This is a genomic window from Amycolatopsis sp. WAC 04197, assembly GCF_003947475.1.
In the GTDB taxonomy this organism is placed as follows: Bacteria; Actinomycetota; Actinomycetes; order Mycobacteriales; family Pseudonocardiaceae; genus Amycolatopsis; species Amycolatopsis japonica.
The window spans coordinates 517,693-543,646 of sequence record NZ_QHJK01000004.1 but is presented as its reverse complement, the minus strand read 5'-3'; the positions used below and the strand labels follow the sequence as shown (position 1 = coordinate 543,646).

General features: G+C 69.1%; 27 protein-coding genes. 10 read left to right on the top strand and 17 right to left on the bottom strand.

Annotated elements, in window-relative coordinates; genetic code table 11:
• Positions 1 to 4: 4 nt before the first annotated feature.
• Both DMC64_RS19465 and DMC64_RS43675 read left to right on the top strand, forming a co-directional pair.
• Positions 5 to 946: a sigma-70 family RNA polymerase sigma factor gene (locus DMC64_RS19465; protein WP_125734648.1), complete on the top strand. Its 942-nt coding sequence runs from the start codon at positions 5 to 7 to the stop codon at positions 944 to 946.
• A gap of 231 nt (positions 947 to 1,177) precedes the next feature.
• Positions 1,178 to 1,504, top strand: a complete 327-nt coding sequence (locus DMC64_RS43675; RefSeq protein ID WP_370324311.1) for a hypothetical protein — start codon at positions 1,178 to 1,180, stop codon at positions 1,502 to 1,504.
• A 4-nt stretch (positions 1,505 to 1,508) separates the two neighbouring features.
• Here DMC64_RS43675 and DMC64_RS19455 read toward each other — a convergent pair whose 3' ends face one another.
• Together DMC64_RS19455 and DMC64_RS19450 are read right to left on the bottom strand one after the other, a co-directional pair.
• Entirely contained in the window at positions 1,509 to 2,495 is a 987-nt protein-coding gene (locus DMC64_RS19455) for an acyl-CoA desaturase (protein ID WP_052120810.1), read from the bottom strand.
• A 447-nt stretch (positions 2,496 to 2,942) separates the two neighbouring features.
• Positions 2,943 to 3,731: a nitroreductase/quinone reductase family protein gene (locus DMC64_RS19450; protein ID WP_233629742.1), complete on the bottom strand. Its 789-nt coding sequence runs from the start codon at positions 3,729 to 3,731 to the stop codon at positions 2,943 to 2,945.
• Between the two features lie 429 nt (positions 3,732 to 4,160).
• Here DMC64_RS19450 and DMC64_RS19445 point away from each other — a divergent pair, with 429 nt between their 5' ends.
• Positions 4,161 to 5,417 (top strand): HNH endonuclease signature motif containing protein, encoded by a 1,257-nt coding sequence (locus DMC64_RS19445; RefSeq protein WP_125734646.1) that lies wholly within the window; start codon positions 4,161 to 4,163, stop codon positions 5,415 to 5,417.
• A gap of 257 nt (positions 5,418 to 5,674) precedes the next feature.
• Here DMC64_RS19445 and DMC64_RS19440 read toward each other — a convergent pair whose 3' ends face one another.
• A complete protein-coding gene (locus DMC64_RS19440; protein ID WP_125734645.1) occupies positions 5,675 to 6,556 on the bottom strand; it encodes an aminoglycoside phosphotransferase family protein in 882 nt (293 codons plus the stop codon).
• Positions 6,557 to 6,584: 28 nt separating this feature from the next.
• Here DMC64_RS19440 and DMC64_RS19435 point away from each other — a divergent pair, with 28 nt between their 5' ends.
• A complete protein-coding gene (locus DMC64_RS19435; RefSeq protein ID WP_233629714.1) occupies positions 6,585 to 6,956 on the top strand; it encodes a hypothetical protein in 372 nt (123 codons plus the stop codon).
• Between the two features lie 5 nt (positions 6,957 to 6,961).
• Here the strand turns inward: DMC64_RS19435 and DMC64_RS19430 are convergent, their stop codons facing one another.
• Positions 6,962 to 7,387: a thioesterase family protein gene (locus DMC64_RS19430; RefSeq protein ID WP_125734644.1), complete on the bottom strand. Its 426-nt coding sequence runs from the start codon at positions 7,385 to 7,387 to the stop codon at positions 6,962 to 6,964.
• 16 nt (positions 7,388 to 7,403) lie between these two features.
• Positions 7,404 to 8,192: a helix-turn-helix domain-containing protein gene (locus DMC64_RS19425; RefSeq protein ID WP_125734643.1), complete on the bottom strand. Its 789-nt coding sequence runs from the start codon at positions 8,190 to 8,192 to the stop codon at positions 7,404 to 7,406.
• Between the two features lie 67 nt (positions 8,193 to 8,259).
• On the opposite strand from DMC64_RS19425, the gene DMC64_RS19420 reads away from it, so the two are divergent.
• Positions 8,260 to 8,979 carry a hypothetical protein gene (locus DMC64_RS19420; protein ID WP_038509253.1) on the top strand — a complete coding sequence of 240 codons (720 nt, stop codon included), beginning with the start codon at positions 8,260 to 8,262 and terminating at the stop codon, positions 8,977 to 8,979.
• 3 nt (positions 8,980 to 8,982) lie between these two features.
• Here DMC64_RS19420 and DMC64_RS19415 read toward each other — a convergent pair whose 3' ends face one another.
• From DMC64_RS19415 to DMC64_RS19390, 6 genes are read right to left on the bottom strand one after another with little or no spacing between them, the layout of a single operon-like run.
• Positions 8,983 to 9,357 (bottom strand): DUF427 domain-containing protein, encoded by a 375-nt coding sequence (locus DMC64_RS19415; protein ID WP_125734642.1) that lies wholly within the window; start codon positions 9,355 to 9,357, stop codon positions 8,983 to 8,985.
• Positions 9,358 to 9,394: 37 nt separating this feature from the next.
• Complete coding sequence (locus DMC64_RS19410; protein WP_038509251.1) at positions 9,395 to 10,159, bottom strand: HAD family acid phosphatase; 765 nt, start codon at positions 10,157 to 10,159, stop codon at positions 9,395 to 9,397.
• A gap of 11 nt (positions 10,160 to 10,170) precedes the next feature.
• A complete protein-coding gene (locus tag DMC64_RS19405) occupies positions 10,171 to 11,340 on the bottom strand; it encodes a class I SAM-dependent methyltransferase (RefSeq protein WP_125734641.1) in 1,170 nt (389 codons plus the stop codon).
• Position 11,341: 1 nt separating this feature from the next.
• The gene (locus DMC64_RS19400) at positions 11,342 to 12,304 is read right to left on the bottom strand and encodes a class I SAM-dependent methyltransferase (protein WP_125734640.1); all 963 of its coding nucleotides are present in this window, start codon (positions 12,302 to 12,304) and stop codon (positions 11,342 to 11,344) included.
• A gap of 4 nt (positions 12,305 to 12,308) precedes the next feature.
• Positions 12,309 to 13,088 carry an enoyl-CoA hydratase/isomerase family protein gene (locus DMC64_RS19395; protein ID WP_005167845.1) on the bottom strand — a complete coding sequence of 260 codons (780 nt, stop codon included), beginning with the start codon at positions 13,086 to 13,088 and terminating at the stop codon, positions 12,309 to 12,311.
• Positions 13,089 to 13,143: 55 nt separating this feature from the next.
• Positions 13,144 to 13,956 carry an ABC transporter ATP-binding protein gene (locus DMC64_RS19390; RefSeq protein ID WP_125734639.1) on the bottom strand — a complete coding sequence of 271 codons (813 nt, stop codon included), beginning with the start codon at positions 13,954 to 13,956 and terminating at the stop codon, positions 13,144 to 13,146.
• A 323-nt stretch (positions 13,957 to 14,279) separates the two neighbouring features.
• Between DMC64_RS19390 and DMC64_RS19385 the strand changes: the two genes are divergently transcribed.
• Positions 14,280 to 14,828 carry a cysteine dioxygenase family protein gene (locus tag DMC64_RS19385; protein WP_037341786.1) on the top strand — a complete coding sequence of 183 codons (549 nt, stop codon included), beginning with the start codon at positions 14,280 to 14,282 and terminating at the stop codon, positions 14,826 to 14,828.
• Positions 14,825 to 15,220, top strand: coding sequence for a rhodanese-like domain-containing protein (locus DMC64_RS19380; RefSeq protein WP_125734638.1), 396 nt, complete (start codon positions 14,825 to 14,827; stop codon positions 15,218 to 15,220). Before DMC64_RS19385 ends, DMC64_RS19380 begins: the two co-directional genes overlap by 4 nt.
• Here DMC64_RS19380 and DMC64_RS19375 read toward each other — a convergent pair.
• Together DMC64_RS19375 and glgP are read right to left on the bottom strand one after the other, a co-directional pair.
• Positions 15,217 to 16,041 carry a hypothetical protein gene (locus tag DMC64_RS19375; protein WP_037341782.1) on the bottom strand — a complete coding sequence of 275 codons (825 nt, stop codon included), beginning with the start codon at positions 16,039 to 16,041 and terminating at the stop codon, positions 15,217 to 15,219. The two genes, DMC64_RS19380 and DMC64_RS19375, sit on opposite strands and share 4 nt — an antisense overlap.
• A 104-nt stretch (positions 16,042 to 16,145) precedes the next feature.
• A complete protein-coding gene (glgP, locus tag DMC64_RS19370) occupies positions 16,146 to 18,686 on the bottom strand; it encodes an alpha-glucan family phosphorylase (protein WP_037341779.1) in 2,541 nt (846 codons plus the stop codon).
• Positions 18,687 to 18,830: 144 nt separating this feature from the next.
• Here glgP and DMC64_RS19365 point away from each other — a divergent pair, with 144 nt between their 5' ends.
• Positions 18,831 to 20,294, top strand: coding sequence for a neutral zinc metallopeptidase (locus DMC64_RS19365; protein WP_037342550.1), 1,464 nt, complete (start codon positions 18,831 to 18,833; stop codon positions 20,292 to 20,294).
• Between the two features lie 107 nt (positions 20,295 to 20,401).
• Here DMC64_RS19365 and DMC64_RS19360 read toward each other — a convergent pair whose 3' ends face one another.
• Positions 20,402 to 21,364: a tetratricopeptide repeat protein gene (locus DMC64_RS19360; RefSeq protein WP_125734637.1), complete on the bottom strand. Its 963-nt coding sequence runs from the start codon at positions 21,362 to 21,364 to the stop codon at positions 20,402 to 20,404.
• A 98-nt stretch (positions 21,365 to 21,462) separates the two neighbouring features.
• Here DMC64_RS19360 and DMC64_RS19355 point away from each other — a divergent pair, with 98 nt between their 5' ends.
• On the top strand, positions 21,463 to 21,879 hold the full coding sequence (locus tag DMC64_RS19355) for a hypothetical protein (protein ID WP_037341777.1): 417 nt from the start codon (positions 21,463 to 21,465) through the stop codon (positions 21,877 to 21,879).
• 1 nt (position 21,880) lies between these two features.
• Here the strand turns inward: DMC64_RS19355 and DMC64_RS19350 are convergent, their stop codons facing one another.
• A complete protein-coding gene (locus tag DMC64_RS19350; RefSeq protein ID WP_037341775.1) occupies positions 21,881 to 22,180 on the bottom strand; it encodes a thiamine-binding protein in 300 nt (99 codons plus the stop codon).
• A gap of 87 nt (positions 22,181 to 22,267) precedes the next feature.
• Between DMC64_RS19350 and DMC64_RS19345 the strand changes: the two genes are divergently transcribed.
• The gene (locus tag DMC64_RS19345; RefSeq protein WP_037341773.1) at positions 22,268 to 22,768 is read left to right on the top strand and encodes a MarR family winged helix-turn-helix transcriptional regulator; all 501 of its coding nucleotides are present in this window, start codon (positions 22,268 to 22,270) and stop codon (positions 22,766 to 22,768) included.
• Between the two features lie 61 nt (positions 22,769 to 22,829).
• On the opposite strand, the gene DMC64_RS19340 is transcribed toward DMC64_RS19345, so the two are convergent.
• Positions 22,830 to 23,198, bottom strand: coding sequence for a DUF3817 domain-containing protein (locus tag DMC64_RS19340; protein ID WP_037341771.1), 369 nt, complete (start codon positions 23,196 to 23,198; stop codon positions 22,830 to 22,832).
• A 203-nt stretch (positions 23,199 to 23,401) separates the two neighbouring features.
• A complete protein-coding gene (locus DMC64_RS19335) occupies positions 23,402 to 25,789 on the bottom strand; it encodes a GH92 family glycosyl hydrolase (protein WP_199755021.1) in 2,388 nt (795 codons plus the stop codon).
• Positions 25,790 to 25,954 lie beyond the last annotated feature (165 nt).

Sequence of the window (25,954 nt, the reverse complement as noted above, 5' to 3'; positions counted from 1 at the left end):
CGTCGTGCGCACCGACGACGCGGAGTTCGATCGGCTCGTCGAGCCGCTGCGGCGCGAGCTGCACGCCCACTGCTATCGCCTGCTGGGCTCGGCCCACGACGCCGACGACGCCCTGCAGGACGCGCTTCTGCGGGCCTGGCGGGGGATGGAGCGGTTCGAGGGCCGGAGCTCGATGCGCACCTGGCTCTACACGATCGCCACCCGCACCTGCCTCGACATCGCGGCGGCGCGCGGGAAACGGGCGCTGCCGATGGACCTCGGCCCGTCGAGCGAGCGAGTCGTGCTCGAACACGCCCCGCTGACCGAGGTGGCGTGGCTCGGCCCGTACCCCGACGGCCCGGAGACCCGGTACGAGCGGCGCGAGGCCATCGAGCTGGCGTTCGTCGCCGCGCTGCAGCACCTGCCGGGCAACCAGCGGGCCGCTCTGGTGCTCTTCGACGTCCTCGGTTTCTCGGCCGCCGAAATCGCGTCCATAATGGACACTTCGGTGGCGGCGGTGAACAGCGCGCTGCAACGCGCGCGGGCGATCGTGGCGGAAAAGGTCCCGCCGCCCGGCGGCCGGCCCGACGACACCCGGACGCGCGAGATCGCCGCGGGTTTCGCCTCCGCGCTGGAGCGTGGTGACGCCGACGCGCTCGTGGCGCTGCTGACGGAGGACGTCACCTGGTCCATGCCGCCGCTCGCGCAGTGGTACAGCGGTATCGAGGCGGTCGCCGGCTTCGCCGCCGAGGTCCCGCTCGGCCGGTGCCCGAGCTGGCACACCGAGATCGTCACCGCCAACGGGCAGCCCGCCGTCGCCTGCTACCTCGGCGAATCGGCGGACGCCGCGCACACCCCCTGGTCGATCACCGTGTTGTCCCTTCGTGACGATCGGATCCGCGAGATCACCTCGTTCCTCGACGCGGACCTGTTCGCACGGTTCGGCCTTCCCCCGACGAAGCCTTGAGCGTGCGCAAGAAGGTGTTGCGGGGACGTCACGCACCACCTCGGACGGGCTGAGCCTGGCGAGCTGGTACTTCCCGGTCGCCGGCGCGAAAGCGGCCGTACTGGTCGCGCCGGGCAACGCCGGGAACCGTTCCTTCCGCGTGCCGCTGGCCCGCGCGCGGGCTCTCGGTGCTGCTCCTGGACTACCGCGAGTACGGGGGGCGAGAGCCTCGGCTCGGCGGTCGTCACCGAATTGGCCACCGAACGTCCACCGTCCGCGCTCGTGTTGCGTTCGCCGTTCGTCGACCTCGCGTCGGTCGGACAACGGCACTACCCGTTCCTGCCGGTCCGCTGGCTGCTGCGGGACGAGTTCCCGACGAAGGACGCCGTCGCCCGTGTGAAGGCGCCGGTGACCGTCCTTTTCGGCGCCGAGGATTCGATCGTCCCCGCCGAGCAGAGCCGTGAGGTGGCCCAGGCAGCGGGTGCCAGGACGATCGAAGTCCCCGGCGCGGATCACAACGACCCGGTGTTCTCCGACGGGCCGGAGCTGATCGACGCCATCGCGGGCGCGATCCGCTGACGGCTCAGGCCCGCTGCGTACGACGGCGCAGCGACAACGAGTGGCCGGGATTGAGTTTGCGACCGAGGCGGTCGGCCTTCGGCCACCGGACGTCCGTCGCCCAGCCCGCTTTCTCGAACAGCCAGATCAGCCGGGCGGAGATGTCGAGCTGGCCGCGGCGGACGCCGTGCCGGGCGCCGGTCGGGTCGGCGTGGTGCGAGTTGTGCCAGGACTCGCCCATCGAGGCGATGGCTAGCGGCCAGAAGTTGGCGGACTTGTCGCGGGCGGCGAACGGGCGGTCGCCGATCAGATGGCACAGCGAGTTCACCGACCAGGTGACGTGGTGCAGCAGCGCCACCCGGACGAGACTCGCCCAGAAGAAGGCGGTGACCGCGCCCCACCAGGACAAGGTGATCACACCGCCGAGGACGGCCGGCGCGAGCAAGGTCACGACGGTCAGCAGCGGGAACAGGCGATCGATCCGGGCGATGTCACGGTCGGTGAGCAGATCCGGGGCGAACCGCTGAGCGTTGGTCTTCTCACGTTCGAACAGCCAGCCCATATGGGCGTGCCAGAAGCCGCGGGCCAGCGCGGCCGGGGTGGTGCCGAAGCGCCAGGGGGAATGCGGGTCACCCTCGCGGTCGGCGAAGGCGTGATGCCGCCGGTGGTCGGCCACCCAGCCGATGACCGGGCCCTGCATGGCCATGCTGCCCGCGACCGCGAGGGCGATCCGCAGGCCGCGGTTGGCCTTGAAGGCGCCATGGGTGAAGTAGCGGTGGAATCCGATGGTCACACCGAGGCCGGTGAGGAAGTAGAACCCGGCGGCGAGGCCGAGGTCCACCCAGCCGAGGCCCCAGCCCCACGCGAAGGGGACGGAGGCGGCCAGTGCCACCAGGGGCACCACCGCGAACAGCTTGACGAGAAGGTTTTCGGTGCGGGACTGCTCTCCCGACAGGAGGGGTTGCGGCGCCTGCCGCTCTTCGCTGTCCGGGGGTCTGAGAACTGAGGTCATATCGCCGTTTCTTGTCGATGGCCGAAGCATGTGCCGGCTGCTGGAGCCTGAGGCACGACGCGGCGCACGAAGGTATGCCCGCGACGAATTCTGCGCGAGCGTGCTGGACGACACGACACCCAAAACGTTGGACTTGTCAGCTCAACGAACGACGTCGGCCGATGGTTCCGGTGCGGGGTAAGAAGGTTCGCGAAAAAGATCCATGTATCGCTCACCCTGGGGGATGGTCGGCTCGTGGGGCTCGTCCTGAGCTGCGAGCGGGTGACTGAACAGCGCACTGTCCGTGCTGTGAGTTTTGACGGTGAAACCTTTCGAGGGGGACCGCTGTTTCGCGGTCTTCGGCGAGGCCGGGGACGATTTCCGCCCGCCTCGCGGCGTCACGCCGATGGCGTCGCCACCACTCACGGTACACGCCCCGGGGCCGCAACCCCAGGGCGTCCGCCTCGATCAGCCGGTCATCGTCACATTGAGGGCGGCCACGACGCTTCGCTCTTCGTAGGCGAAATGCGCTTCGAGCTTGCTCGCGAGGGCGTCGAACTCGTCACGCAAACGTGCCAGATCACTCTCGCCGTGCACGTAACCATCCACGAGGTCACGGATCCGCTCCTGCGTCGCCGCGACGACGACGTGATCTTCCCCGAGCTTCGTCAACGCCGGTGCGAGCGCGGGAAACCGTTGGGCCAGCATGGGAAACGCGCCCATGTCCTCGCCGGTGTGGTGTTTGGTCAGCGCCTCGCAGAACGAAACACAATGCGCCTTCAAGGATTTCTCCATGACGAGCGCGTCGGCGCGGCCCGCCACGATGTCCTCCACCCCGGCGCGAAGAGACTTGAGCTCCTCCCGTAGCCACTCGTGGACCTCCACCAGGAAATCGCCCATCCCCCGCACCCGGTCGTCGATCCGGTGCAGGATCACGACAGGCAGCTCGCGCGTCGTTTTAGCTTGGTACTCGGCGAATCCCGGCTCTTCGGCGACGACCTTCGCGAACAGGACGTCACGCTCCGCGGCGGGCGGGATGGACGCGATGGCCTCATAAGTCTCGGTCTCCGTCTCGATCGTGACCCGATGGTCACGCCGGATGTTGTGGTACCAGCCCGGATGCGCCGGCGCACCCATGTTCGAAGCGACGACGACGGTCTTGCCGTCGATTTCGAGATACGCCAACGGATTCGTCCGCCGCTCACCGGTCTTGGCGCCGGTGGTGGTGAGCAGGATCAGCTTCCAGCCCTCGAGCATGCCGCCCTTGCCCTGCCTGAATTCTTCGATCACCTGGTCGTTGAAGCTCACTGTGTTCCTTCCCATCGCCGTGTCGACAGGAGGGCGCGGAACCGTCACCGGAGGAGCACACATAGGCCCGATATTCGGGCGCACCGCATGGAGGCGTCATCCCACGACGCGGGGATGAGTGATTATGCGAGACGGCATGTGCCGATCTCCGGTGGCCGAGTAGCCGCTACCTCCATGCGTAGGCCCATACGGGGCTCAGCGACGACGTTAGCACGGACCCCAGACGCCGCGCACCCACCTTGCCCGCCCTGCCGTCGCATTTAGTCGACCAAATGCGACCACCCTCGCCCTCCGCATTACCTTTAGGCGCCCTACATCTTTCGATATAGTCTGAACGTGCGATAGCACAAGTGTTCGAATCGGCGTAACATTGATCTTGTGTCCAGCGACGATGCATCCCCGAAGACGTCCACCGAGTGGTGGCGCGTCGACACGGCGACGCTGCATGCGCGTAAACAGGAACTCGAAGTCCTTAAGCGCCAACTGGATGCCGAACAGAACGCCATCCTCGCCGAGATCAATTCCCGCGGGATTCGGGGCTGCAGCGGCCATTCGACGCTGGCTGGGCTGATCCTCGAAGACTTCTTGGTCTCTGACAAGGAGGCTGCCGCCCGTGCCGATCGGGTGCTGGCGCTGCATCCCGGTCCGTCGATCGGTGGCGACTCCGAACCACCGTTGGCACCGTTGACGGCCGAGGCTGCTGCGGAGGGCGCGATCGGCGGTGGTCAGATCGATGCCATCATCAAGACCCTCACCCGCATCCCGTCGAGCGTCCCCGAGGAAGAGGTCCGTGCTGGGGAGAAGATCCTGGTCGAACTGGCCAGACATGCGGGGCCACGGCAAATCGCCCGCGCCGGACGCCGCCTCCTGGACGAACTCGACCCCGACGGCAAAGAACCCCGCAACGACGACCCGAAGGAGACCCGCCCGGAGCTGCGGTTCGTCAAGCACCGCGATGGCACCTTGGGCCTCAAGGCACGCCTGGATCTGGAAACCTATGCGCGGTTGAAGTCTGACCTGGATCCGCTGGCCAAACCGCACAAGGCCATTGATGGAATGCGGGACTCCCGCACTCAGGACGAACGCTATGGGGATGCCTTCACCGACTACGTGAGACTGAAAACCACCAGCCGGAATCTTCCCGGCCAAGCCGGGGAAGCCACTCACATTCTCGTCACCATGTCCTACGACGACCTGATCCGGGACGTCGGCGAAGCCCACCTGGATCTGGTCGGACCGATCAGCGCCACCGACGCCCGCATCCTCGCCTGCGACGCCCGCGTCCGACCCGGCGTCCTCGGCACCGCAGGCGAACCACTCGACATCGGCCGCTCCAAACGCACCGTCTCTCTCGCGCAGAAATACGCGCTCACCCTCCGGGACGGAGGCTGCGCCTTCCCCGGCTGCGACATGCCCGTCCCGCGCTGTACCGCCCACCACATTGTTTTCTGGCGGCATCACGGCGAAACGAAAATCGACAACCTCGTCCTGCTCTGCACCAAGCACCACCGGCTGATCCATCGCAGCGAATGGAAGGTTCAGATCGCCCAGGACGGATTCCCCGAATTCACCCCACCCGCCTACCTCGACCCGACCGGAACACCGAGGAGGAACACCATGCACCTCAGGACATAGGCCGACCCCGCGAAGCTTCCGAAACCGAACAACCGGCCGCGAGAACACTCGGCCGCGATCGTCCCTGCCACCGATGGGCCCAGGCACTCCTAATCCAACGCCAACCCCTCGACCTGAAGCCCGGCAACCACGGCCTCGGCCGTAAACGCCCGTATCCCAAGCCTTGCTGACCCGCCGCGATGTTGAGCCACCACAGACCGGCGCGCTGGCGGCGGCGAGCTCCGCGAGCCGGAGTGACCACACAGCAAGCCGGTGGATCACCCCACCTCGTCCAGCACAGCCCGGATCACGTGCCGCGCGTTCCCCGCCATGGCCTCGTTGGTCGTGCGGTAGTACGGCAGCGCGATCAGCGCCTGCGAAAGCGTCCGGGCGCGGCCGCGGCTCCAGGTCGCGTCGTCCACGCCCAGCGTCTGCCGGAAGACGCCTCTCGCGTCGGCGGGCAAGAGGTTCCACGCCGGGAACAGGTCGCAGGCCGGATCGCCCACACCCATGCAACCGAAGTCGATCACCGCGGAAAGGCGGCCACCATCCACCAGCAGATTGCCCGGCATCAGATCGGCGTGCAGCCACACCGCCGGCTCCTCCCACGCGGGGATCCGCAAAGCCTCCTCCCAGAGCGCAAGGAGGGCGTCGCAGTCGAGGTTCTCTTCCGGAATCGTGCGGAGGCTTTCGATCGCCGACCGGGTCTCCGCGTCCAACGTCGCGAGCGGTCCGCCGCGGTGCGCGAGGGCTGGCGCGGGTACCGGTGGGACACGGCGCATCGCCAGCACGAATTCCGCCAGATCTTCGGCCAGTGGCACGGGCGAGCCAAGTGCTTCTGGGCGCGGGGTTTCGCCCGGCAACCAGCGGTAAACCGACCACGGCCACGGGTATCCGTCGGCGGGCGCTCCTGCCCCGAGCACCTCCGGGATCGGTGTGGGCAGCCGCGGTGCGATCCGGGGCAGCCACTTCTGTTCCAGTGCGACGTCCTTCGCGCCGCTCTTGGTCAGGGGCAACCGCACGACCATGTCGTCGCCCAGCCGGAACATGGCGTTGACCGTGCCACCGGAGGGCCATCGTTCGATCGCCTGCCCGGCCCACCCGGGGAACTGCGCCGCGATCAGCTTCCGCACGAGGTTCTCGTCGACCACGAACGCCATCCAACCACCGCCGGGGCATCATCGAGGCATGCCGATCCTCGCCGGCCCCGAGCCGCTCACCCCGGAGGCCACCATCCGCCCGGCCCGCGCGGGCGAGGAAGACGTCGTCCTGGACCTCCTCGCCGAAGCTGCGGCCTGGCTGGCCGCGCGCGGGATTCACCAATGGCCGCAACGCTTTCCCGTGGATTCGGTGCGGCATCAGATCCGGGCGGGTGAGGCGCTACTGATCGTCGGGCCCGGCGGGCCGATCGCGACCTGTGCGGTGTCCGAGGCGGATCCCGAACTCTGGGGCGAAACCACGGAACCGGCCTACTATCTGGGCCGACTCGCGGTGGGTTCGAGCACGTCGCGGACCCGCCTGAAGCGAAATGGCCCACCAGCCTCTACGAAAAGCGAGTGACCGAGTCACGGCAAGCCCAGAACCTCCGGCCGTGAAGCGTATTCCCGCCAATACCGCCCCGGATCCGGGACCAGGCGCCGCGACTCGAGATCCAGCAGTCCGGAGACACTTTCGACCTCGGCCACGACGGCACCGTCCGGAGCCACGAACTCCTGGACGACCCGGGACACCTTGCCCGGCTGCCAGACGAACCGGGTCAGCACGTCGATCCGCGCGCGGGCGCGAAGCTCGCGGCGGAACCGGATCGTCGTTTCGAGGTTGACCGGGCCGAGGTTTCCTGCCTTCAAGGCCAGCGGATCCACCCCGGCCGCCCACACGCATTCCCAGCGGGCGTGATCGGCGTACGCGAGGTAGGCGGGGCCGCGAACGTGGCCGTTGAGGTCGAGGTCGTCCGTGCGGATGTCGATGGTGACGCGGAAAGGTTCGAGCACTTCCCGATCTTCGCCTCTACGGGCCGCCTCGGTCTGGAACGTTTCGGCCAGTCCACGACCGCACGAGCGCGCCGGGCGAAGCGCCCGACAAGCGGCGGCATTCCCGCCCGAGATGGGACTGATCCGCGTAGCCCACATCGGCGGCGACGTCGGCGAGCGACGCGTGGTCGCGCGCCACGGTCTCGACCCGCTTCAGGAACCCGTGGAAGCGCAGCACCCGCTGCAACTCCTTGGGGCCGACGCCGACGTCGTGCCGGACATGCCGCCGGAGGCCGCGCTCGCTCACACCCAGCCGGGCCGCCACTCGATCGGTGCGGGCGCCGGGCGCGCTCAACGCGCGAGCGGCCGCGATCGACAGCCCGTCCACCTCGACGTCCCGGAGCCTCTCGGCGACCAACGCTTCCAACACCGACCGTGCCTCGCCGGGCGTCCCGCATCCGGCCAGCTCGGACTCCGCACGACGAGCCCGGGCGGACCATAGGTCACGCAACGGGGTGGCGCCCGCGGACAGCTCCGTCATCGGCAGGCCCAGCACCGCACCACCGACGCCGCACCGCAGGCGGAGCCCGGCGGTCCACACCGCAGACGCCAGCTCGTGCCGCAGCACCCCGCGCACCGTGGTGACCGCGGTCAGCACCGTCCCGTCCCAGACGAGATCGACACAGCCGTCCGGGAACACCCTCAGCGGACGACGGCAGCCCACCAACCCCGTCCAGACGCTCTCGACGACGCCGGCCACCGCCGCGACCGGACTGCTTTCGCGGTACACCGAACGACCCGACCGTCGACGCAGCGGAACACCCACGTCCGGCAGTATGCCCCCGGCCACCGACAAGATGCGCTTCACTTGATCTTGCTGAAGACTTGCCGTCGTGCTGCTGCCGGTGCTCGACCCGTCCCCCGCCGAGTGGATCTCCCCCAGGCTCGGTGGGGCGTTCGGCGCAGCGGGCCGCACGGTTCCGCGTGGCTACGCCGCGTACGCGCGTGTCTGCCATCCCGCCGAGCGTGATCGCGGCGGCTGGGCGAGCTGGCGTGAGGCAGCGGCCGAGACGGGACGCCGGGCCCATGCCGCCATGCAGTGGCACGCGCTCGTCGGCTCCCCGGATCCGGTGAATCTCACCGGCTCGCTCTGGCGGGGTTCCCCGCCGGACCGGGGCTCGCTGCCGTCACACAGCCTCACCGCGCTGCTGGCCGTGCTCGGCCGGCACACGAGCACACTGAACGGCTGGTTCTGCCTCTGGGAAGGCTACGGCTGGGCCGACGAGGCGACGCTGTCGCGTGAACACCTCGCCGCGCCTCGCCTGCGCCATCCCGGCCGGGATTACCTGCTGTTCCACGGGCCGCTGACGGCCGCGACCGAACTCGGCTGGCGGCCCCGGCCGAACTGGTTCGAGGCGCAGTCGCCCAACCTGTTCTGGCCGGACGACCGCGCGTGGTGCGTCGCCACCGAGGTCGACTTCGATTCGACCCTCGTCGCGGGTGACGAGGCTTTGATCGACGCGCTGCTGGACGCACCGGGCCTGGAGGCCTGGCGGATCGAGTCCGACACCTCGCTCGCGGCCGACGGGGACCGGATCAACCAGCTCCCGTGAAGGTCAGCGCTCTTCGATCGAGTCGACCTTCGTCGGGTAGAACGCCACGTGGTCCTTGATCTCGGCGACCGCGTCGTGCGGCGCCTCGTAGGTCCAGACGGCGTTCTCGGCGAGGCCGTCGCCGGTGCGGATGCTGTAGTACGACGCGTCGCCCTTGAACGGGCAGTACGTCGAGTGGTCCGTCCGCTCCAGCAGGTCGAAGTCGACGTCGGCACGCGGGATGTACTGCGCGGGCGGGTAGTTCGCCTCCCGCAGGGTGAGCGCGTTCGCGCTGTCCGCCACGACCTTGCCGCCGATCGTGACGACCACTCGCGCCTCGTTCGGCGCCACCGTGATCGGGCGGTCCGCGCTGGGCTTCAACACCTTTTTGTCAGACATACCGGGCACAGCGACGCCGAACGCGCGGATATTCCCGTCAGGGCAGGTAGTACATCGGATTCGGCAGCTTGACCGGGAATTCGGCGTAGCCGCCTTCGAGGTCGCTGAACTGGTCGCCGAAATTGGCCAGGATGGTCGCCCCGGTCGACGCGATGTGCTTCCGCGTGCCCGCTTTGTACTGGACGGTGGTGCAGGTCAGCCCGCACGGCAGGTAGTCCGGCGCGGTGGTCTTCGGTTTGAAGAACGCCCCCGCCGGCGCCGGGTAGCCCTCGTTCGCGAGGTTCTTGAGCGACTGCGGGCCCTGGAACTCGTTGCGCCCGGTCAGGAAGTAGATCTTCACGCCGCGCTGCGCGGCCCAGTTCGCCAGCTCCAGCACCGGCTTGTTCGCGACGAACGTGCCCTTGTCGATCGCTTCCTGCTGCTTCTTCGGGTCGAAGCCGAAGTCGTTGTCCGCTTCCCAGCCGTAGGTGACTTCGGCGGTGTCGTCGACGTCGAACACGACGGCGGGGTTCTTCACGCCGCGGTCCAGCCTGCGCGTGAGGTAGCGCTTGGCGTCCTCGACCTGGCGCTTGGTGTCGGAGACGAACCGGCTGCCCTCGGAGTACCCGTGCTTGCCGTCGCTGCCGACGACATCGCCGTAGTAGGCCTTCACGTCGAGCTTGACCTGGCCGATGTTCGCGGGCTCGTGACCGCGCCGCCAGGTGGCGTCGTCGGTGTTCGCGACGGCGGTGGCGCCGCCCGCGAGGACGGCTCCGGCGGCCGCGGCGGCGGCCAGTTTCAGCAGACCGGTGAACCGGCTCATGGAAATGCTCCTCACGTCAGCTGTGCGCGGCAAAGGAACGCTACTCCAGAACGACCGATTCTGGTCAGAACCAAAGTAGCTTCTTCACCTCCGCGAGGTTTCAGCTTGCGCCGCAAGGCATCCGGGTCTATGTCGAGACCGCGGACGAGGATTTCCAATCGACCGATATCGTGTTTTTTCAGCAGTACACGAAGATTCTTCTCGCTGTACGGTCCGTGCTCGAACATCCGGAACGCCCGGATTCCCGGCGGCGGAGTGTCGCCGGTCAGGTACGCGATGCGTTCGTCGAGCTGCCACAAACCGTGCCGTGCCGCGTAATGCCGCACGAGTCCGGCACGGACGACGGCGCCGTCGGGGTCGACGATCCATTCGCCCGGCTCGCGCACGGGGATCTCGTCGGGATCGGCGTCGGTGACCGTCCACTGTGCACCGTCCGAACGCAACACGGTCGCCCGGCGCGACACCGTCGACCCCACGCCGCGCCACAGGCACGCCTCGCGGACCTGACCGTCCAATGAGACCAGTTCGACCTCGTCCGCCCAGGGTGCGATGGAGAAATCGAGCCCCGGCGCGCATTTCACCGAGAGTTCGCGGCCCGGATACGCCTCGACCAGACCGTCCAGCGGTGGCAGGAAATCGGCGGGCTTCCACGCCCGGCGCCCCGCGGAGTCACGACGAGCCGGGTCGGCGACGACGACCGAAGACCGGCTGACCGGCCGCAGCGCGTCGGCCCGGAGCAACGCGGGCGAAACCCCGGCCTCGGCGGCGTTGTGGCGCGCCATCGACAGCCGGACCTCGTCCAGATCCGAACCCAGCGCCTTCGCAGCGACACGGGCGATCTCGACCAGGTCCGCGCCGACCGAACACGTCACGTCGTGGACGTCGCGGCCGGCGAGCCGCGAAGCCCGGTGCCGGGCGACGAGTGTGGCGCTGGCCTGCTGAAGGGCGTCGCCGGTGAACAGCCACGAACCCGCGGAGTCCAGTTTGGCCGACGACTTCCGCCGCAGCACCACCGTTTCCAGCACCGCGGCCGCGTGGTCCGGGGCGATCCGGCGCACGGCGGCGACGTCGGCGATGCGGGTCTTGTCGGTCAGCGGCAGGGACGAGCATTCGGCGAGCGCCGCGCTTCCCGCGCCGGAGCGCAGGAAGGCGACGTCGTCGAGGGTGAAGTGGTACGGCAACCTACGAGCGCTTGGTACCGGTGATCATCACGTTGTAGAACAGCTCGCGCGGCAGCACCTTGGCGAGCAGCTTCTTGTCCAATGCGGACAGCCGCAGCCACAGCCGGTACGCGAACAGGCGCCAGCGCAGGGTCAGCTTCTCCTGCGGCACGGCGGCCTCGAAGGTGCGGATCGGCCAGCCCGCCAGCGCCGCGGCGAACTCCTCGGTGACCGCGCGGACGTCCTGTGCGCCCGCACCGCGCGCCATCGACTCGAGTTCGGACGGGTCGAAGGTGTGGATGTCGACCACGGCCTCCAGCGCGGCCGCGCGGGAGGACTCGTCGAGTTCCTCCTGCGGACGGCGCCAGCCGTTCAGCACCGGGATCTTCGTCAGGTTGGTGGTGAGGTACCACGTGATCTGGCCGAGTTTGCGCGCGTAGAAGTCGCCGACCTTCGTCGGCTCGCCCGCGAAGACGAACCGGCCGCCCGGCTTCAGCACCCGCAGCACCTCGGCGAACGCCGCGCGGACGTCCGGGATGTGGTGCAGCACCGCGTGCCCGACGACGAGGTCGAAACTGTTGTCCTCGTAGGGGATCCGCTCCGCGTCGGCGACCCGGCCGTCGACGTCGAGGCCGAGGTTCTCGGCGTTGCGCAGCGCGACCTGCACCATGCCCGGCGAGAGGTCGGTGACCGAACCCTTCTTGATCACCCCGCCCTGCATCAGGTTCAGCAGGAAGAAACCGGTGCCGCTGCCCAGTTCCATCGCGGTCGGGTACGGCTGGCCGTCTTCACCGGCGACGGCGTTGAACACGTCCGTCGCGTAGGAGATGCAGCGCTCGTCGTAGGAGATGGACCACTTCTCGTCGTAGGTCCCGGCTTCCCAGTCGTGGTAGAGCACGTTGGCGAGCTTGGGGTCGCCGAAGGCGGCCTTGACCTCTTCGGCGGTGGCGTGCGGATTCGGCGCCGGGTCGTTCACCTGGGTCATCGCGTCACTTCCCCTCGAAGGTGGCCTTGCCGGGGCCGTTTTCGATGAACGACTTCATGCCGTTGCGCTGGTCCTCGGTCGCCCAGAGCGCGGCGAAGAGGTGGGATTCGAGCTTGAGGCCGCTCGCGAGGTCGGTGTCGAGACCGCCGTCGATGGCGGCCTTCGCGGCGCGAAGCGCGACAGCCGGGCCGTTCGCGAACTGCGAGGCCCACTTGTGCGCGGCGGCGTAGACGTCGTCCGGCGCCACGACCTCGTCGAGGATGCCCAGCGCGAGGGCCTCTTCGGCCTTCACGAACCGGCCGGTGAACACGAGGTCCTTGGTCTTGCTCGGGCCGATGAGCCGCGCGAGGCGCTGCGTGCCGCCGGCGCCGGGGATGACGCCGAGCTGGATCTCGGGCTGCCCGACCTTGACGTTGTCGCCGGCGATGCGGCGGTCGGCGGTCAGCGCGAGTTCGAGGCCGCCGCCCAGCGCGTAGCCGGTGATGGCCGCGACGACCGGCTTCGGGATGTTCGCGATGGTGGCCAGCGACGCCGTCAGCGCGGCGCCGAACTTCGCGATCTCGGGGTACGTGCGCTCGGCCATCTCCTTGATGTCCGCGCCACCCGCGAAGGTCTTCTCGCCGCCGTAGAGGATCACGGCGCGCACGTCGTCGCGCTCGGAGGCCTCACGGGCCGCCTCGGCCAGCTCGGCCTGCACCTGGTTGTTCAGCGCGTTGACCGGCGGGCGGTCCAGCCGGATCGTGCCGACCCCGCCTTCGACCTCGAGACTTACGAACTCTCCCACGCCGTCCTCCTTAACCGTCCAAGACAGATTGCAGGCTACCGGTCAGTACGACCCGTCAGCGGCGACGGGCGAAGAAGCGATCACCGGACCGTTCGAGCAGCAGGTCCTGATCGAACGTCTTGGACAGGTTGTCGCTGGTCACGACGTCGTCCACGAGTCCGGACGCGACCGCGCGGCCATCGCGCAGCAGCAGCGCGTGGGTGAACCCCGGGGGGATTTCTTCCACGTGATGGGTGACGAGCACCATGGCGGGCGCCTCCGGGTCGAGAGCGAGCTCCGAAAGCCGGGCGACGAGGTCCTCGCGGCCGCCGAGGTCGAGCCCCGCGGCGGGCTCGTCGAGCAGCAGCATCTCCGGATCGGTCATCAGCGCTCGCGCGATCAGGGTCCGCTTGCGCTCGCCCTCGGACAGCGTGCCGAAGGTGCGCTCGGCCAGGTGCGCGATGCCGAGCGCGCCCAGGAGCTCGAGTGCGCGGTCGGTGTCGAGGCTGTCGTATTCCTCACGCCAGCGGCCGACGACGGCGTACCCGGCGCTCACCACGACGTCGACGACGCGCTCCTCACCCGGCACACGCTGGGCGATCGCGGCCGAGGTGAACCCGATCCGCGGGCGCAGCTCGAAGATGTTGACCTTGCCGATCCGGTCGCCGAGCAGGTCGACCGTTCCCGAGGTCGGGTGGAGTTCGGCCGCGGCCAGCCGGAGCAGGGTGGTCTTGCCCGCGCCGTTCGGGCCGAGCACCACCCAGCGCTCGTCCAGTTCCACGGTCCAATCGAGGTCGGCGAGGAGGTCGTTGCCTGTTCGGCGGACCCCGACACCGGTCATCCTCACCACGAGGTCGTCAAGTTCGCTGGGCTGGATCGGCTCGCTCACGCGCCCATTGTGTCCGCACTCGCGCGCGTGTGTGCACCGGGCCGCCGGTCGGGGGAAAGCGGCTGGTCCAGGGAGTGGGACGACGCGACCCGGACGCGGCCGCTGTGGCAGCATCGAGCGCGTGATCAGGTCCGTGTCCGCCGCCTTCCCCGTCATCGGGGGCTCTTTCTGGCGCCGCCGGGCCATCGACCTGCTCCTCGTCGCCTCGTGCGGGTGTACCACCGCGCGACACGGCTGAGTCCCCGCTCTTCCGACGGCACCCCGTGTCGCGCCGCGTTCGGCCCCGCTTTCCGAGCCCGCGAACCCTCACGAGGAGCCTCACCGTGACCACGTCCATCACCCCGCGCCAGGACTTCGAGATCCATCCGCAGCTGGTCGACCCGCTGCTGCCGGAACTGCTGCACCCCGACCGTCTGCTGTGGACGCCGCGGGAACTGGCCGACCTGACCTCCACCGTCGCCACCGAACTGACGTCGGGCCTGCGCGGCCTGCTGCGCTTCGACGCCGACCACCGCTGGTGGGCGCGTCTCGCGCTGACCGACGGCGTCGAACTGTGGCTGCTGTCCTGGCTGCCCGGCCAGCAGACCAAACCGCACGACCACGGCGGCGCGTCCGGCTCGTTCACCGTGCTGCAGGGCGAACTCGGCGAGGAGTACCGCTACCCCGGCGGCCCGGTCCGGCGCCGCACGCACGTCGCGGGCGAGGGCATCGGCTTCGGCGCGGGGCGCGCGCACCAGGTGACCGGTATCGGCACCGAGCCCGCCGCCAGCGTCCACGCCTACTCGCCGCCGCTGGTCGCGACCCGCGAATACGCCACGCTCGCCGACGTTCCCGCCGAGATCCCCTCGCTGGCCCCGATACTGGGCCGATGAGTGCCATCGACACGCTGCTGGCCACCGCCCGGGCCGGACTGGACCGGACGGCGCCGGAGCAGGCGCTGCGGCTGCAGCGCGACGGTGCCCTGATCGTGGACATCCGCCCGCACGTCAACCGGCTCGAAGAGGGTGAGATCCCGGACTCGGTGGTCGTCGAGCGGATCCACCTCGAATGGCGGCTCGCGCCGGACAGCGAGTGGCGGCTGCCGCAGGTGAACCCGGATTCGACGGTGATCGTCGTGTGCAACGAGGGGTATTCGTCGAGTCTCGCCGCCGCGGATCTGCAGCGGCTCGGCCTGCCGGGCGCGACCGATCTCGAAGGCGGGTTCCGCGCCTGGCGTTCGGCCGGCCTGCCGATCCGGGAGGGCGGCACGCCCGCCGTTCCCTAGCGGCGGACCGCGAGCCGCGCGATCGAGTCCGGGGAGAGCGGGAGCGCGGCGTGGATCCCGGCGCCGCGCGTCGGCCTGGGGTTGACCAGCACTCCCGTCGCCGCGTCGCGACCGGCTGCGGCGAGCACGACCTCGCGGCCGGTCCGGTGCCGGATCCGGGCCCAGCCCGCGCCGGTGACCGCGCGGTACTCGGCCAGCAGCCGTTCGTCGGTGAAGACGCAGAGCCACTCGCCGTGCGCGCCGAGGCGGGCCGGGATCGGCGCGCCGGCCTCGTCCGCCGGGCCGCATACCGTGCCGTCGAGGAACATCCGCATCACCGACGGCACGGGCTCGCTCGGATTTCGCTCCCGCTCGGGACGGACGTTCTCGGCGATCCATCGCGAAGCGAGCCTGAAGTCCTCACCGGTGAGGTCCTCCTGGAAGCCGTCCAGGCTGTTCTTGACACTCCCCAGGAAGTCGTAGAACCGCCGGGTGCAGGTCCGCTCGGAGACGGCGACCCGCCCGCGGCCGACCATCGTCCGGATCCGGCCGACCATGCCCGCCCCGCCGTTCACCGGATCGACGCCGAGGTTGTAGGCGGTCCAGACGATCTCGGGCATGAGCGGGTCGGCGAACCGCTCGAGAACGCGGTTCAGCCGCAGCAGGACGATCTCGCGCACCCGGCCCGGCTCGGCGTCCTCGGCGATCCCCCAGATTTCCCGCAGTTCCGGCCCCAGCGCACGACGCAGGCCGTCCTGCCGGATACCGGCGCGGGCGTGGACATGGTGCAGCCGGTCCTTGGCCCTGCGCGATGTTTTCGTTTCCTTCGCCGAAGCCACCATTCCTCCGCGATTCGCGATCGGCCCGGCAAAGTCTATTTCACCGGGCCGTTCCGCATTGTTCGGCGGAAATCGAGAATCGGAGGTTTCTTTTGTTCGGTACCGGCCTAAGCGTGGACGACGCGGGCCAGTTCCGCGGGTGTGGCCAGCAGACGGTGTTTCGGCAGCACGCGGACGGTGTAGCCGATCGAGCCCGGATGCGGCAGTTTCAGCCGCGCCGAGAACGCGCCGATACCGTCGCCCGACATCGGGACTGCGACGGGGTCGCTCAATTCGTCCCCGTCACCCACCTTCCCGACGACGGCCTGGACGTCCACTTCGGACGGTTCCAGGCCGGCGAGGTCGATCCGCGCCCGGATGGTCACTTCGGTGCCGGTGACCATCGGCGCGGAATCCTCGACGAGCAGTTCGGTGTCGAAGATCCGCACCCGCGGCCAGGAAACGTCCAGTTTGGTCCGGTAGTCGGCCAGCGACAACGCGCCGCGGTAGCCGTCGCCCGTGGCTTCGGCGACCATCCGAGAGGCGGGCAGGTAACCCGATTCGACGTATTCCCGCACCATCCGCGAAGCCTGCACACGCGGTCCGAGGGTCTCCAGCGTGTGCCACACCATCGACAGCCAGCCGCCGGGCACACCGTCGGCGCCGCGGTCGTAGAACAGCGGCGCGATCTGGTGGCCCAGCAGGTCGTAGAGCGCCGCGGCCTCCAGTTCGTCGCGGCGCAGCGGGTCGGTGACGCCGTCCGCGGTCGGGATCGCCCAGCCGTTGCTGCCGTCGTAGCACTCGTCCCACCAGCCGTCGCGGATGGACAGGTTGAGACCGCCGTTGAGCGCGGACTTCATCCCCGACGTGCCGCACGCCTCCAGCTGCCGCACCGGCGTGTTCAGCCAGACGTCGCAGCCGCGGTAGAGGTAGCGCGCCATGGACATGTCGTAGTCCGGCAGGAAGACGATGCGGCGGCGGACCTCGGGATCGTCGACGAACCGGACGATCTGCTGGATCAGCTGCTTGCCGCCCTCGTCGGCCGGATGCGATTTGCCCGCGACCACGAGCTGGATCGGGCGCCGCTCGTCCAGCAGCAGCGCGCGCAGGCGGTCCGGGTCGCGCAGCATCAGCGTGAGCCGCTTGTACGTCGGCACACGCCGCGCGAAACCGACGGTCAGCACGTCCGGGTCGAAGACCGTGTCGGTCCACCCGAGTTCGAGCGCCGACGCGCCACGCTGCATCCACGCGGCCCGCACCCGGCGCCGCACCTCGGCGACCAGCTTCTCGCGCAGCTCCCGCCGCAGCGCCCAAAGCTGTTCGTCGGTGACGCCGTCCCGCAGCGGCTTGCCCGGTGCCCCGTCGAGACCCAGCTCCTCGTGGTCGCGCCCGAGCAGCGCGCTCAGCTCGCGGGCCACCCAGGTCGGCCCGTGGACGCCGTTGGTGACCGACGAGACGGGCACCTCGTCGAAGTCGAACCCGGGCCACAGCCGGGAGAACATCCGCCGCGAGACGCGGCCGTGCAGGGCCGAGACGCCGTTCGCGCGCTGGGCCAGCCGCAAGCCCATATGCGCCATGTTGAACAGGCCGGGGTTGTCCTCCGCGCCGAGGGCGAGCACGCGGCGCGGGTCGACGTCCGGGACCAGCCTGCCGTCGGTGAAATACCGCTGGACCAGGTCGACGGGGAACCGGTCGATCCCGGCGCTGACCGGCGTATGCGTGGTGAACACGGTGCCGGCTCGGACGGCGGGCAGCGCCTCGTCGAACGCCAGCCCGTCGGCCTGGATGATCTCGCGGGCCCGCTCCAGCCCGAGGAATCCGGCGTGGCCTTCGTTGGTGTGGAACACCTTCGGCTGCGGATGCCCGGTCAGCTCGCAGTAGCGCCGCACCGCGCGGAAGCCGCCGATCCCGGACAGGATCTCCTGCCGGATGCGGTGGTCGGCGTCGCCGCCGTACAGCCGGTCGGTGACCGCGCGCAGGTCTTCGTCGTTGGCCTCGGTGTCGGTGTCCAGCAGCAGCAGCGGGATCCGGCCGACGCGGGCCTTCCAGATCTGCGCGTGCAGCGTGCGCCCGGCGGGCATCGCGACGTCGACCAGCACCGGTTCGCCGCCGTCGGTCAGCAGTTCCAGCGGGAAGGCGTTGGGGTCGATCACCGGGTAGTGCTCGACCTGCCAGCCGTCGAGGGACAGCGCCTGCCGGAAGTACCCGGCGCGGTAGAGCAGCCCGACGCCCACCATCGGCACGCCGAGGTCCGACGCCGCCTTGAGGTGGTCCCCGGCGAGCACGCCGAGGCCGCCGGAGTAGTTCGGCAGCGCCTCGGTGACGCCGAACTCCATCGAGAAGTACGCGACGGCAGGCGGGAGATCGGGGTCGTCCTGCTTCTGATACCAGCGCGGCTCGGCGAGATAGCGGTCCAGATCGGCGACCGCCTCGCGCGCGTGGGCGAGGAACGCGTCGTCCACGGCGAGTTCGTCGAGCCGGGCGGGCGGGAGGGCGGTGAGCATCCGCAACGGGTCGCGAACGCGGTTGAACAGTTCCGCGTCCATCGACGCGAACAGGTCGCGGGTGGGCGGATGCCAGGTCCAGCGCAGATTCGTGGCGAGGTCACCGAGGCCGGAAAGCGACTCCGGCAGGCTCGCGCGGACGGTGAACCGGCGGACTGCTCTCATGAGGAGCGACCATATCGGCAGGGCCCCCGCCCCGCTCAAGACCCACTTCGGGGATTACCTGCACGCGGGCCATAAGCGCTGGGTAGGGTCCGTGCTTGCCGGAGTACGCGGCCCGGTCGGGGCCCTGACGACAAGCGAGTGAACATGATCCAAGGGGGAGCGCGGGGCTTCAAACGCCCGGCTCTGATCGCGGTCGTGACGGTGCTGGCCCTCGGGCTGAGCGCTTGCAGCGACAAGGGAAGCTCGACCGGTCAGCAAGGCAGTCAGCCGGGAGCCGGTGACGTCGCCGGCCTGCCGATCACGCATTTCGAGAGCGGGCTCAAGCCGAACGCGCCGAAGCCGGACCTGCAGGTCCGCAACGAGGACGGCTCCGAAGACGACCAGCTGGCCATCGCCGCGATCGCCGACTCGCAGGCCTACTGGACCGAGGTCATGCCGCGCGATTTCGGGCAGCCGTACGAGCCGCTGAAGTCGCTGCTGTCCTACAGCGCGAAGACCGACGACGAAGAGACCGAATGCGGGAGCGTCAAGAAGCTCGTCAACGCGTTCTACTGTCCGCCGGGTGACCTGGTGGCGTGGGACCGCGGCGTGCTGCTGCCGATGCTGCGCGAGCGGTTCGGGAAGATGGCGGGCGCCGTCGTGCTGTCGCACGAACTCGGGCACGCCGTGCAGTACCGGCTCGCCGAGAAGGCGGGCATCAAGAAGAACACCCCGTCGATCGTCAAGGAACAGCAGGCCGACTGCTTCGCCGGCGGCTACTTCCGTTGGGTCGCCGAGGACAAGAGCAAGTACTACCGGGTCTCCACGTCCGAAGGCCTCAACCAGGTCATGGCGTCGCTGTTCCTGATCCGCGACCAGGCGGGTACCAGCGCGACCAAACAGGGCGCGCACGGCACGGCGTTCGACCGCACGTACGCGTTCCAGGTCGGGTTCGAGAAGGGCCCGAAGGAATGCGCCGCGATGAACGAGGAGAACATCAAGGCGCGGATCACCGAGCGCCCGTTCGACAAGGGTGACAAGGGCAAGGGCGACGAGAAACTCGACGCCGAGATCATCGGGATCCTGAAGAAGAGCCTCGACGAGGCCTTCAAGGGCGCGGGTGTGCCCGGCCCGGAGATCACCGAGGACGGCAACGGCAGCTGCCCCGGCGGCCCCAGCACCCCGCCCGCGTCGTACTGCCCGTCGAACAACACCGTCAGCATCGACATGGCCAAGCTGCGGGAACTCGCCCAGCCGGTCGACCAGCAGGCGGAATGGGAAAGCGGGCACAGCGAGGGTAAGGGCGACTTCGCCGCGTTCTCGGAAATCGCGTCCCGGTACGCGATGGGCATCCAGAAGGGTGTCGGCGCGTCGATCGACAACGCGAACGCGGGACTGCGCACCGCCTGCCTGGTCGGCGCGTGGGCGAAGGCGAGCACCGTGCCCGGCGCGACGCTGCGGCTTTCGGCCGGTGACCTCGACGAGGCCATCTCGGACCTGCTGAGCCCGGAGAGCCTGGTCTCGGCCGACGTCAACGGCAAGCGCGTGGACAACGGTTTCGAGCGGCTCGAAGCGCTGCGGAAGGGTTATCTGGAGAGCTCGTCGGTGTGCTCGACCCAGTACGGCTGATCGGGCTGAACGGTTCGGTCATCGCTCCCTGAAGTGCCATGAAAGGTCCTTTCCTTGCAAATTTTGCAAGGAAAGGACCTTTCATGGCGTTCGGGAGTTGCGAAACCTCAGTAGAGCGCGCTCGCCAGATCCCGGCGCGCCTTCATGACGCGCTCGTCCGCCGAGTCGAACAGTTCGAACAGCGCCACCAGGTGCTCCCGCACCTTGTTGCGGTCGTCGCCCGCGGTACGCCGCACGACGGCGATCAGCCGCGCGAAGCCCGCCTCGGGCTGCTGCCCCGCGACTTCGAGGTCGGCGGCGGCGAGCTGGGCGTCGAGGTCGGCCGGGTCGGCGTCGGCCTTCGCGATCGCGTCCGGGCCGGCGGCCTCGGCGCGGGCGGTGAACTTGACCTGCGCGAGCGCGGTCTTGGCCTCCTCGTTCGCCGGTTCGACGTCCAGGATGCGCTCGTAGGCCGCCTGCGCCGCGGCGAAGTCACCGCGTTCGAAGGCCTCCTCCGCCTCGGTGAAGCGCGGGTCCTCCGGCACCTCGACGCCGCCGCCGTTCTGCTCGGCCGCCTTGATGCCGGGAAGCCGGTCGCGCAGCGCGTCGAGCAGCGAACTGAGCCACTTGCGGATCTCGGGTTCCGGCAGGGCGCCCGAGAACGCGTCGACCGGCTGGCCGCCGCCGATGGCGATGACCGTCGGGATCGACTGCGCGCCGAAGAGCTGCGCGATACGCGGGTTGGCGTCGACGTCCACCTTCGCGAGCACCCAGGCGCCACCGGACTCGGCGGCGAGGCGCTCCAGCACCGGGCTGAGCTGCTTGCAGGGGCCGCACCATTCGGCCCACAGGTCGACGACCACCAGCTGCTGCAAGGAGCGCTCGACGACCTCCGTCTGGAAGGTCGCCTCGGTGACGTCGATCACGGCACCACCCGCGGCGGGGGCGGCACCGTCCGCCGGACGAGGTGGGGCAGGAGGCTGTTTCTGGGGCGCCTCGGCACGCGCCTTGAGCGCGGAAAGGTCGACCGCGCCGGAAAGCGCGGCGGAGAGGGCCGCCGTCTTCGATGCTGATCCGCGTGGGTGTGTCACGGGTTCCATCCTGGCACGCATCCCCGAGCGTTTCACCGCATGCCCCCGGCTGCCCGCTTGGCAGGACGCCGGGGTTCCGGCAGGCTCGCCACGAGGGGGTGATCGACATTCCGACCCGAAGGACGGCCACCGTGGCCGTCGCGATCAGCATCGCCATCGTCTGGGTGAGCGTCATCACGGTCCTCATCGCCCACCAGCCCGACCCCGGCGTCGCCAGTCCCGGGCAGCTCCGGGACGGCCTCACCGCCGCACTCAACGAGCACGACGTCGAGGCCCTCTCCGAACTCATCGACTACCCGCCCGCGTCGGCGGGCGACTTCGCTAAGTCCTATATCGACACGCTGGCCGGCCGCGGCGCCCACGACGTCACGGTGAAATTCGCGCCGGACGATCTCGCGCCGACCTCGGCCACCGTCAGCGGGAAGCTCGGCGACGGCCGTTCCTTCGGCTATCCGGTGGCCGTCGCGGTCAAGGACAAGCTGTGGCTGGTCTCGTTCACCCCGCCACTCCCCTGACTCAGTCGCTCAGGTGCTTCTCGACGCGCTCCACCTTCGCGGTCAGCTGGCCTTCGTAGCCGGGCCGGATGTCGGCCTTGAGCACCAGCCCGACCCGTGACGATCCCTCGCCCGCGGCCTCGACGGCCCGCTTGACGACGTCCATCACCTCGTCCCACGAGCCCTCGATGTTCGTGAACATCGCGTTGGTGGAGTTGGGCAGTCCGGAATCGCGGACCACTTTCACCGCGCGGGCGACCGCCTCGCTGACCCCGCCGTCCTCCTCGGCCGCGGACGGGCTGACACTGAAGGCCACGATCATCTTCTGCTCCTCGTTCAGACGCTTTTCCCACGCATAACACCCGGTGGTGCGGCATGGCACGGGTACCCGCTGGTAACTTCGAGCGCCATGAGCCGTCCGTTGCCGTTCGACCCGATCGCCCGCGCGGCGCAGCTGTGGGAGGCCCGGATCGGGCCGTCCGAAACCATGGCCGCGGTAACCGGGATCATGCGCGTGCAACAGATCATCCAGTCCGCGGTGGACGGCGCGCTCAAACCGCACGGGCTGACCTTCGCCCGGTACGAGGCACTGGTCCTGCTGACCTTCGCCCGCGCGTCCCATCTGCCGATGCGCGTGATGGGCGAGCGGCTGCAGCTGCACCCGACGAGCGTCACCAACATCGTCGACCGGCTGGAGAAGGACGGCTTGGTCAAACGCGTGCCGCATCCGACGGACCGCCGGACCACGCTGGTCGAGATCACCGACGAAGGCCGCGCACGCCGCGAAGAGGCCACGAAGGCGGTCACCGAGATCGACTTCGGGCTGACCGGGCTCACGGGCAAGCAGACCGAGCAGCTGACCGACCTGCTCACGAAGGTCCGCAAGGCCACCGGCGACTTCACCGAATAGCGCGTGAAGGCCCCCTTCCCTCGACTGAGCCGAGGGAAGGGGGCCTTCACGCGCTAAAGAATCAGACGGCGGCGGGTTCCGCGGACTTGGCCGCGAACAGGCCGACACCACCGTGCGACAGCCGCTGCGGGCCGTCGAGCTTGCCGTTGCGCAGCGCCCAGGACTCGAACAGCCAGGTGAACAGCGGCGGGATGCTGGACAGCAGCGCGAGGATCAGGGTCTTCGGGCGCCAGCCGAGCGGCTTCGCCACGGACAGGGAGACCAGCACGTAGAGGACGAACACGACGCCGTGCACCATGCCGAGGACGGGGACGCCGCCCTCGCCGAGCTTGACGGCGTACTTGAGGAACATCCCGACCAGCAGCCCGGCCCAGGAGAGGGCTTCGGCTACCGCGGCCACGCGGAATACTAGAGCGGCCTTGCTGGACACTTTCTCCTCCTGTGGGGTCTCACCACTATGTGTGCACACATGACTACGTCCGACGAGCACTGTCCAAGGCGGACTCGCCAAGAACGTCAACAGCACTGTCGGACGTGGTAATACCAGTGTGAGGCGTGACGGCCCTCACCGGAACACCGGGGGTCGTGATGCTGCTCACGACCCCCGGTGCGAACCGGTCTAAACCACTCGGATCACCCCGCGCAGGGCGATTTCGGCGCGCCTTCCGGGCCGGTCGCCCAGGTGGCCTTGGCCACATCGCCGGTGAGCTTGAAGTCCACAGTGGTCCCGCGCGTCAACTGTTCCAACCCGACATACGCCCGCTGCGAACCGGATCCCAGTCCCTGGACGTACTGGAGCTTCGAGCCGTCGGCGCCGTCGGCCTTGATCGTGATGTCGCGGCCGTTCTCCAAGTGCACCACCGACTTCTCGAACCGGGGCGCGTTCAGCAGGAACTGCCCGGTGCCCGGCACCGCCGGATAGAGTCCCAGCGCGCTGAAGACGTACCACGCGGACATGGTCCCGAGGTCGTCGTTGCCGGTGACCCCGTTGGGCGCGTTGGTGAACAACGTGTGCGCCGCGCGGACGACGGCCGAGGTCTTCCACGGCTGCCCGGTCAGCGTGTACATCCACGGCGAGTGCAGATCCGGCTCGTTGTTCGGGTTGTAGCGGAACTGGTTGTAGTAGTTGTACGGGCCGACGACCCATTCCTCGCGCACGGTCTTCGCCGGATCCTTGACCAGATCCCCGTAGGCGAAGAAGTCGTCGAGCCGCTTGCCGACGTTCTCCTTGCCGCCCATCCGCTCGACGAGGCCGGGCACGTCCTGCTGCGTCAGCCACTGGTACTGCCACGACGTGCCCTCGTGGAACCCGTCCGGGCTCTGTGGGGTGTACGGCTTGTCCGCCGGGCTGAACCACTGGCCGCCTTCGAGCTTGGGCCGGTAGAAACCGGTGAAGCCGCGGTCGGTCACCGAAGAATCCCAGAGCGTGCGATAACTGCGCCCCTTGTCCGCCAAGGCCTTCGCATCGTCCTTCTTGCCGAGGCCGGCGGCCATGATGGACAGTGAGCAGTCCGCGAGCGCGTATTCCAGCGTGGCCGAAGCGCCGTGGTTCGGGTCGGTGTCCTGCCCCTTCTTCGGGAAGTCCTTGTCGTACTGGACGAATCCGTCCTTCTGGTAGCTCGCGTTGCCGGAGCGACCCTGGAATGGCGAGGACGCGGGCGGGACCTCCCGCGAGTTCTGCAGAAGTGCCTGGTACGCCTGGAGCTCCTGCCCGGACAGCGCACCGAAACGCCACAGGTCGACCAGGAACGGGGTGACCGGATCGCCGGTCATCGTGTTCGTCTCCTGGTTCGCGTACGCCCAGCGCGGCAGCCAGCCACCCTGGTCGTGGATGGCGAGCACCGACTTCGCGACGTCCTTCGCCCGCGACGGCCGCAGGAGCGCGAGCAGCTGGTTCTGTGTGCGATAGGTGTCCCACAGCGAGAAGAACTCGTAATACGTCCAGCCCAGTGCGCGGTGGACCTTGTCGTCGAACCCGCGGTAACGGCCGTCGGCGTCGTTGCCGGTCAACGGTTGCAGGAGCGCGTGGTACAGCGAGGTGTAGAACACCGTGCGGTCGTCCTTCGTACCGCCCTTGATGGCCACTGAGGACAGTTCCTTGCGCCAGGCGCGCTGGGCACCGTCGCGGACCGCGTCGAACGAACGAGCCTTCTCCGAGGCCAGATTGAGCTTGGCGCCGGAAGCGTCCACATGGGAGATCGCCGTCGTCGCGGTGACCTGCCCGCCGCCGAAGGTCAGCCACGCGCCGCGCAGCCCTTCACCACCGGCGGACTCCTTCGAACCCGGCGTGCCGCCCGTCGGCGACCAGGTGCCGAAGGATTTGAACGGCTTGTCGAACGTCGTGGTGAACCAGGTCTTGTACGGCTTCCCGCCGCAGAAAGCCTGCGACTCCACCATTCCCTCGACCGTCCGGTCGCCGACGACGCGGATCTGGCTCGCCGTCACGGGTTCCTTGTCGTTGGCCTGCCCGACGTTGACGAAAACGTTCGCGTCGCCCGATTTCGCGAAGGTGTACCGCTCGACACCGGTCCGCGTGGTCGCGGTGGTCTCCGCGTCGACGCCGCCGTAACCGGTGAGCCGCACCTTGTAGTAACCGGGTTTCCCGACCTCGCCCTCGTGCGTGTACGGCGAGGCGTACTTCTTGTGGTCGAACGTCTCGGGTTTCGCGGTGTCGAACGCCGCACCGGGCCCGACCGCGCCGGTGGTGGGCAGGGTCGACACGAGCCCGCCCTGCTCCCAGCACCCCGCGCCGGACAGGAAGAAATGCCCGAAGCCGCGGATCGCGGTGTCGTCGTAGCGGTAGCCGGCGTAATGCGAGGAAATGGGACTGACCTGCGTCATCCCGAACGGGGCCGAAGCGCCGGGGAAGGTGTTGCCGTCGTCCTTGGTGCCGATGAAGGTGTTGACCGCGTCCACGGGGTCGCCACCGGGCGCCGCCGCCGCGACGGGCGTGAGAAGCCCGGCGGGAACGACCAGCGCGGTGAGCAACCCGGCGACGCGGGTCGAGGTACGTGCAGGCATGGGAAAGGCCGCCTCCTGACAACGTTGTCGCTGCCTGCTCACCTTCGACAAGAACGGACCACCTGGTCAAGAGGTCCGCCAAACCCTGTCCGATTCAGGACAGCGACCCGGACGGCCGTAACGGTTCGAACTCGGAAAGCGGACCCAGGACGAACCGGGCATTGA

Coding starts and splice junctions, on each gene's coding strand:
- DMC64_RS19455 (WP_052120810.1), bottom strand. CDS start 2,495: ATGACCTCAGTTCTCAGACCCCCGGACAGCGAAGAGCGGCAGGCGCCG.
- DMC64_RS19450 (WP_233629742.1), bottom strand. CDS start 3,731: ATGCTCGAGGGCTGGAAGCTGATCCTGCTCACCACCACCGGCGCCAAG.
- DMC64_RS19440 (WP_125734645.1), bottom strand. CDS start 6,556: ATGGCGTTCGTGGTCGACGAGAACCTCGTGCGGAAGCTGATCGCGGCG.
- DMC64_RS19435 (WP_233629714.1), top strand. CDS start 6,585: ATGCCGATCCTCGCCGGCCCCGAGCCGCTCACCCCGGAGGCCACCATC.
- DMC64_RS19415 (WP_125734642.1), bottom strand. CDS start 9,357: ATGTCTGACAAAAAGGTGTTGAAGCCCAGCGCGGACCGCCCGATCACG.
- DMC64_RS19410 (WP_038509251.1), bottom strand. CDS start 10,159: ATGAGCCGGTTCACCGGTCTGCTGAAACTGGCCGCCGCCGCGGCCGCC.
- DMC64_RS19400 (WP_125734640.1), bottom strand. CDS start 12,304: ATGACCCAGGTGAACGACCCGGCGCCGAATCCGCACGCCACCGCCGAA.
- DMC64_RS19380 (WP_125734638.1), top strand. CDS start 14,825: ATGAGTGCCATCGACACGCTGCTGGCCACCGCCCGGGCCGGACTGGAC.
- DMC64_RS19375 (WP_037341782.1), bottom strand. CDS start 16,041: ATGGTGGCTTCGGCGAAGGAAACGAAAACATCGCGCAGGGCCAAGGAC.
- glgP (WP_037341779.1), bottom strand. CDS start 18,686: ATGAGAGCAGTCCGCCGGTTCACCGTCCGCGCGAGCCTGCCGGAGTCG.
- DMC64_RS19365 (WP_037342550.1), top strand. CDS start 18,831: ATGATCCAAGGGGGAGCGCGGGGCTTCAAACGCCCGGCTCTGATCGCG.
- DMC64_RS19350 (WP_037341775.1), bottom strand. CDS start 22,180: ATGATCGTGGCCTTCAGTGTCAGCCCGTCCGCGGCCGAGGAGGACGGC.
- DMC64_RS19345 (WP_037341773.1), top strand. CDS start 22,268: ATGAGCCGTCCGTTGCCGTTCGACCCGATCGCCCGCGCGGCGCAGCTG.
- DMC64_RS19335 (WP_199755021.1), bottom strand. CDS start 25,789: ATGCCTGCACGTACCTCGACCCGCGTCGCCGGGTTGCTCACCGCGCTG.